This is a genomic window from Streptomyces anandii JCM 4720 (genome assembly GCF_014650655.1).
In the GTDB taxonomy this organism is placed as follows: domain Bacteria; phylum Actinomycetota; class Actinomycetes; order Streptomycetales; family Streptomycetaceae; genus Streptomyces; species Streptomyces anandii.
Map to the genome: position 1 here is coordinate 66,438 of NZ_BMVJ01000003.1, position 5,936 is coordinate 72,373.

8 protein-coding genes are annotated in these 5,936 nt (G+C 72.5%); 4 read left to right on the forward strand and 4 right to left on the reverse strand.

The features are described from left to right. The first annotated feature begins 63 nt into the window (after nucleotides 1-63). The gene (locus IE249_RS06305; protein ID WP_189703770.1) at nucleotides 64-504 is read left to right on the forward strand and encodes an SsgA family sporulation/cell division regulator; all 441 of its coding nucleotides are present in this window, start codon (nucleotides 64-66) and stop codon (nucleotides 502-504) included. Here IE249_RS06305 and IE249_RS06310 read toward each other — a convergent pair. Next, nucleotides 489-986 (reverse strand): DUF6328 family protein, encoded by a 498-nt coding sequence (locus IE249_RS06310; protein ID WP_189703771.1) that lies wholly within the window; start codon nucleotides 984-986, stop codon nucleotides 489-491. The genes IE249_RS06305 and IE249_RS06310 overlap by 16 nt on opposite strands. 149 nt (nucleotides 987-1,135) lie before the next feature. Here IE249_RS06310 and IE249_RS06315 point away from each other — a divergent pair, with 149 nt between their 5' ends. Further along, on the forward strand, nucleotides 1,136-1,507 hold the full coding sequence (locus IE249_RS06315; protein WP_189703772.1) for a hypothetical protein: 372 nt from the start codon (nucleotides 1,136-1,138) through the stop codon (nucleotides 1,505-1,507). 36 nt (nucleotides 1,508-1,543) lie between these two features. Here IE249_RS06315 and IE249_RS06320 read toward each other — a convergent pair whose 3' ends face one another. Continuing rightward, nucleotides 1,544-2,527, reverse strand: coding sequence for an aldo/keto reductase (locus IE249_RS06320; RefSeq protein WP_189703773.1), 984 nt, complete (start codon nucleotides 2,525-2,527; stop codon nucleotides 1,544-1,546). A 12-nt stretch (nucleotides 2,528-2,539) separates the two neighbouring features. Then, nucleotides 2,540-3,745, reverse strand: coding sequence for an FAD-dependent monooxygenase (locus IE249_RS06325; RefSeq protein ID WP_189703774.1), 1,206 nt, complete (start codon nucleotides 3,743-3,745; stop codon nucleotides 2,540-2,542). 346 nt (nucleotides 3,746-4,091) lie between these two features. Here IE249_RS06325 and melC1 point away from each other — a divergent pair, with 346 nt between their 5' ends. After that, a complete protein-coding gene (melC1, locus tag IE249_RS06330) occupies nucleotides 4,092-4,478 on the forward strand; it encodes an apotyrosinase chaperone MelC1 (protein ID WP_189703775.1) in 387 nt (128 codons plus the stop codon). A 34-nt stretch (nucleotides 4,479-4,512) separates the two neighbouring features. Next, nucleotides 4,513-5,337 (forward strand): tyrosinase MelC2, encoded by an 825-nt coding sequence (melC2, locus tag IE249_RS06335; protein ID WP_189703776.1) that lies wholly within the window; start codon nucleotides 4,513-4,515, stop codon nucleotides 5,335-5,337. A gap of 61 nt (nucleotides 5,338-5,398) precedes the next feature. Here melC2 and IE249_RS06340 read toward each other — a convergent pair. After that, a partial coding sequence (locus tag IE249_RS06340) for an RNase H family protein (protein WP_229857693.1) occupies nucleotides 5,399-5,936 on the reverse strand: 538 nt, incomplete at its 5' end.

Genomic DNA, 5,936 nt, shown 5'->3' on the forward strand with positions numbered 1-5,936 from the left:
ATCTTGCGCGTTTCAGGGGTACTAGAGGGCTCTACGTCCTGATGCCCCTCGGAGGCCCTTCCCGTGAACTCCTTCGTGCACAAGAGTCTCGTCGTGCAGCTGCAGGCGGGCGACACGGAACGCTTTCCCGTGCTGGCCCACCTGAGCTACGACGCCGGCGACCCCTTCGCCGTCACCGTCGTCTTCAGCCACGACGGCCGGGTCCTCGCCCGGTGGACCCTGGACCGCGAGATGCTCGGCGAGGGACTGACGCGGCCGGTCGGCCTCGGCGACGTCCGCTTCCGCCCCGAGTCCGACGGCCCGTGGGAGGAGCTGCGCATGGAGTTCTACGGCAACGCCCACCCCGACGGGGGGCGGCACCACGCGGCGGTGTTCGTGTGGGCGCCGGCGGTGGCGGCGTTCCTGCGCGAGACGCACGGCGTGGTCGCCCCCGGCGAGGAGGAGTTCGGCGCCGACGGATTCCTGGCGGAGATCTTCGCGGGCGGGTCTCAGCGGGAGGTGTAGCGGCGCCGGGTCCACAGGGGCAGGACGAACCAGCACAGCGCGTACCAGAGGACCACGAGCGCGACCAGCCAGGGCACGAAGCCGTCGTGCGTCGCCACCCTGAGGATCAGCAGCAGTGAGGCGGTCATGGTGGCCAGCAGCAGGACCAGGCCGACGAAGGTCAGCCGGGACGCCCAGCGCACGGCCTGGGGCTTGACCCGGCGGCCGGAGACCAGCCGGTGCAGGGACACCGGCCCGATGAGAGCGCCGGTCGCCGTGGCGCCCAGGACGACCGTGACGATGTAGATCGTCTTGTCCGTGGCGCCGAGCGTGTCGTACTTCTGCTGGAAGACCACGGTGAGCAGAAAGCCGAAGAGGATCTGCACACCGGTCTGGGCCACCCGCACCTCCTGGATGAGCTCGACCCACATGCGGTCGGCTCTCTCCTCCTCGGTCTCGTCGCGCCCCCGTCGCCTCGTCACGTCGTCTCCCGTCACCGTCATGCCGCCCTCCCGTTCGCGATCCGGCTCCATGCCATCGCGTGTTCCCCGATGAGCGGGAATCCTGCCCGGTCGGAGGGCTGTTTGAGGGACGGCCCGGGGGTTACACGGGCTGCGTGACGCACACGGACCGGCCGAGGAGGTTTGGGCAGATGCCCGGCACACAGCTCACGGTGACGCTCGACGGCGGCGAGGTCGCCGACGCCCAGGCGGTGGTGAAGGCCCTGGAGGGCGCCTTCGGCGCACCGGACCGGCTCCCGGCCGACGACAACGCGACGGTCCGCACGGCCACCTTCTCCGCCGACCCGGCCGGCGCGGCCCCCGGCGGCGGAGGCGGTGCGGGCGGGGGTGGCGGCGGTGCGAGCGGCGGCCGGCTCTCCGCGCCGGTGACCGTGACCGTCCAGGGCACCCCGGAGTCCGTGCGCCGGGCGAGCGAGACACTGGCCCGCGCCTTCACGGCGCACGACGAGGGCACCGCCCCCGGCGACCAGGAGCAGGAACGGCAGCTGCGCCTGGAGCCGTGACGGGCGCTGCGCCTGGCGCCGTGACGGGCGCGCCCGCTACCAGCGGTTCTCGACCTGGTCCTTGATCCGGCGCTCGTAGAGCTCGTCGATGGCCGCGAGGGTCTCCTCCGGCAGCGGGGGCAGCTTGGCGGCGGCCGCGTTGGCGCGGGCCTGCTCCGGGGAGCGCGCACCGGGGATGACGGTGGTGACACCGGGCTGCTGGACGATCCACCGAAGGGCCGTCTGCGCCGGGGTGTACCCCTCGGGCGCGAGGGCGGCGAACTCGGCGGCGGCCTCGACACCGGAGGCGTAGTCGACGCCGGAGAAGGTCTCGCCCTGGTCGAAGGCCTCGCCGTGCCGGTTGAAGGTGCGGTGGTCGTCGGCGGCGAAGACGGTGTTCTTCATGTACTTGCCGGCCAGCAGCCCGGAGGCGAGCGGCACGCGGGCGATGATGCCGACGCCGGCCTCCCGCGCGGCCGGGAGCACCTCGCGCAGCGGCTTCATGCGGAAGGGATTGAGGATGATCTGCACACTGGCCACGTGGGGACGGGCGATCGCCGTCAGCGCCTGCGCGCAGGTCTCGACGCTGACGCCGTAGGCGGCGATCCGCTCCTCGGCGACCAGGGTGTCCAGCGCGTCGAACACCTCGTCGCTGGAGTACACGCGCGTCGGCGGGCAGTGCAGCTGCACGAGGTCGACGCGGTCGACGCCGAGGTTGCGGCGGGAGCGGTCGTTCCAGGCGCGGAAGTTGTCCAGGACGTAGTTCTCCGGGATCTGCTCGACACGGCGGCCCATCTTGGTGGCGATCAGCACGTGCAGGTCCGGCCGGGTGCTCAGGAAGGTCGCGATGGTCTCCTCGCTGCGCCCGTCGCCGTAGACGTCGGCGGTGTCGAAGAAGGTCACCCCCGACTCGGCGGCGGCCTCCAGCACGGCCTCGGCATCCTTGGCGTCCACGTCGCCCCAGTCGGCGCCGAGCTGCCAGGTGCCGAGCCCGATGACCGAGGCGTGCTGTCCTGACCTGCGAAATTCACGTTCGTCCATGGCGTCAGTGTGTCATTCGCGTCCCGCCCGCGCCTGCACCGAGCGCGCCACCTTCGGGCCCAGCCACCGCTTCAGCCTGCGCAGCGCCTCCAGCCGCCCGGCCGCCTTGTCGAGGCCGTAGTACACCTGGGGCGGGACGTACGGCAGCAGGGGCGAGTGGCGCTGGCCGAGTAGGGCGAACATGCGGTGCGGGGGCAGCCGGATGTAGCGGGGCAGGTTCTCGTACCACTGGGCGCTCAGACGGGCCGCGCTCTGCGTGGACAGCAGGGCCGTTCGCCGCCGGCTCTCGTAGGCGGCGAGGGCGGCCGGCAGGCTCGGGTGCTCGCGCAGGGCGCCGGCCAGGCAGACGGCGTCCTCCAGGGCGAGTGTGGTGCCGGCGCCGATCGAGTAGTGCGTGGTGTGGGCGGCGTCGCCGAGCAGGACGAGGTTGTCCCGGTACCAGGTGCGGTTGGTGAGGGTGCGGAAGTTCGGCCACGGGGCGGCCCCGCCCGGGGCGGCGCGGCCGATGAGCGGGTGGCCGTCGAGGACGTGGGCGAACAGCTCCTCCAGGAGGGCGAGTTGGTCGCGTTCGGCCAGCCGGTGGAGTCCGAGGCCGGTGTAGGTGTGCGGGGCGCACTCGACGACGCAGGTGCTGTGCCCGTCGCCGTATCCGTAGCCGTAGCACCAGATCCAGCCGTGGCCGCTGTCCACGAAGGAGAAGGTGAACGCGTCGAAGACCTTGGTGGTGCCGAGCCAGACGTAGTGGTTGCGCCCGAGGAGGACCCGGGTGCCGAAGTGGCCGGCGTGGCGGGCGCGCAGCGCGCTGTGCACACCGTCCGCGGCGACGACCAGATCGGCCTCCGGCGGTTGCCCGGCGGTGATCTCGTCCTCGAACCGCACGGTGACGCCCAGTTCGCGGGCGCGTTCGGTGAGGATCTCCAGCAGGCGGTGCCTGCCGATGCCGAAGCCCTCGTCGCCGTGATGACGGGTCGTCAAGTCCCCTACGTGGGCGACCCCGTCGCTCCAGCGGACCGAACGCTCCTCGACGGCGCGCGCGGACCGCGCGTCGCAGGCCCGCATCCGGTCCAGCAGGCCGTGCCAGTACGTGACGCCCCAGCCGTAGGTCGAGCCCTCGGGGTTGCGCTCGTGGACGGTGACGTCGTGGGACGGGTCCTGCCGCTTGAGCAGGATGGAGAGATACAGGCCGGCGGGCCCGCCACCGACACAGGCGACCTTCACACAAACCCCTGAAAACTACCGAAAGCGGTCATTTGACGCCGCAGGGTAGCAGGAGCCCGTGCGTCACGGGGTCCTCAGCGATCACGTCAGTTTCCGTGCGTGACCGGCGCCACGGGCGGCACGGCGGACCGCCAAAGAACACGCGGAACACCCGTTCGGGAGCGAGGAATTCCCCCTTCCGGAGCCTTTGGGGCGACCTCCGCGGCAAGATCATCCTGGTTCAAGCTTGTACGACATGTAGGTGATTGTCCGGATCACGGCCAACCGCTTCCCACCGATTTCTCCCCGCCCGCGGCGGCCCGATAGGCATGCGGAGTCCCACCCCGACACAGCCCGGAGGTCCCGTATGCCGGAACTCAGCCGTCGCCGCGCGCTCACCGCCACCGCCGCCCTCGCCGCGGCCGCGGGCGCCCACGCCCTCACCGCGCCGCGCGCGTCCGCCGCCCCGGCGCACGAGCACCACCCCCACGGCTCCCCGGAGCCGTTCGACGAGGTCTACAAGGGCCGCCGGATACAGGGCCGGCCCAACGGCGGCGGCCACCACCACGGCATGGACGGCATGGACTACGCCGTCTTCGTCGACGGCGCGGAACTGCACGTGATGCGCAACGCGGACGGCACCTGGATCAGCGTCGTCGGCCACTACGCCCCGGTCGCGACCCCGCGGGCCGCCGCCCGGGCCGCCGTCGACGAGCTCCAGGGCGCCCGGCTCGTGCCCTTCCCCGCCAACTGACCACGCCGAGCACGGACTTCCGGAGCACCCGCACATGACCGTACGCAAGAACCAGGCCACGCTGTCCGCCGACGAGAAGCGGCGTTTCGTCGCCGCCGTCCTGGAGCTCAAGCGCAGCGGCCGCTACGACGCCTTCGTCACCACCCACAACCACTTCATCATGGCCGACACCGACAGCGGCGAACGCACCGGGCACCGCTCGCCGTCCTTCCTGCCCTGGCACCGCAGATTCCTGCTGGAGTTCGAGCAGGCGCTGCAGTCGGTGGACTCCTCGGTCGCGCTGCCGTACTGGGACTGGAGCACCGACCGCACGGCCCGCGCCTCGCTGTGGGCGCCCGATTTCCTCGGCGGCACCGGCCGCGCCTCGGACGGCCGGGTGACGGACGGACCGTTCGCCGCCGCGGCCGGCGACTGGCCCATCACCGTACGCGTCGACAGCCGCACCTACCTGCGCCGCTCCCTCGGCACCGGCGTCCGGGAGCTGCCGACCAGGGCCGAGGTGGACTCGGTGCTGGCGATCACGGCGTACGACGCCGCCCCGTGGAACAGCTCCTCGGACGGCTTCCGCAACCACCTCGAGGGCTGGCGCGGGGCCAACCTGCACAACCGCGTCCACGTCTGGGTCGGCGGCCAGATGGCCACCGGCGTCTCCCCCAACGACCCCGTCTTCTGGCTGCACCACGCCTTCGTCGACAAGCTGTGGGCCCAGTGGCAGCGCCGGCACCCCGGCTCGGGCTATGTGCCGGCCGGCGGCACACCGGACGTGGTGGACCTGCGCGAGACGATGAAGCCGTGGAACGACGTGACCCCGGCGGACATGCTGGACCACACGGCCCACTACACCTTCGACACCGACTGAACCGGCAGAACCGGCAGAACCGGCACTGCCGGGTGACCCGCCGGAACCGGCCGGGCGCGGGCTACCCGGCCGCCGCCGTGCGGCACTCCGGGTGGCCCCAGCCCTGGTCGTTGCGGGCGATGGGCTCACCGGCCGCGTAGGAGCGGCCGCAGACGCAGCGGCCGGGGAACTTCGCCTTGATCGTGCGGGAGGAGGAACCTCCGCCGCCGCGCTTCTGCGCCGCCGCCTTGCTCCCGCCCGGCCGGCGTCGCGCGGCGGCCGGGGCGGAGGCGACGGTCGAGGGGGGCGGCTCCGGCGAGCCGAGGGCGCTGCCCGCGGCCTGCTGGACGGTGGCGGCCTGGCTGGCGGCGCGGTCGGCGAAGTCGTTGAGCGGGTCGCCGTCGACCTGGTGGGCGGGGACGTAGCGGAAGTCGACCGAGCGGCCGCCCAGCAGCTCGTCGATCCGCACGACCAGCTCCTGGTTGGCGACCGGCTTGCCGGCGGCCGTCTTCCAGCCGTTGCGCTTCCAGCCGGGCAGCCAAGTGGTGACCGCCTTCATCGCGTACTGCGAGTCCATCCGGACCTCGAGCGGCACCTCCGGGTCGGTCGCCGTCAACAGC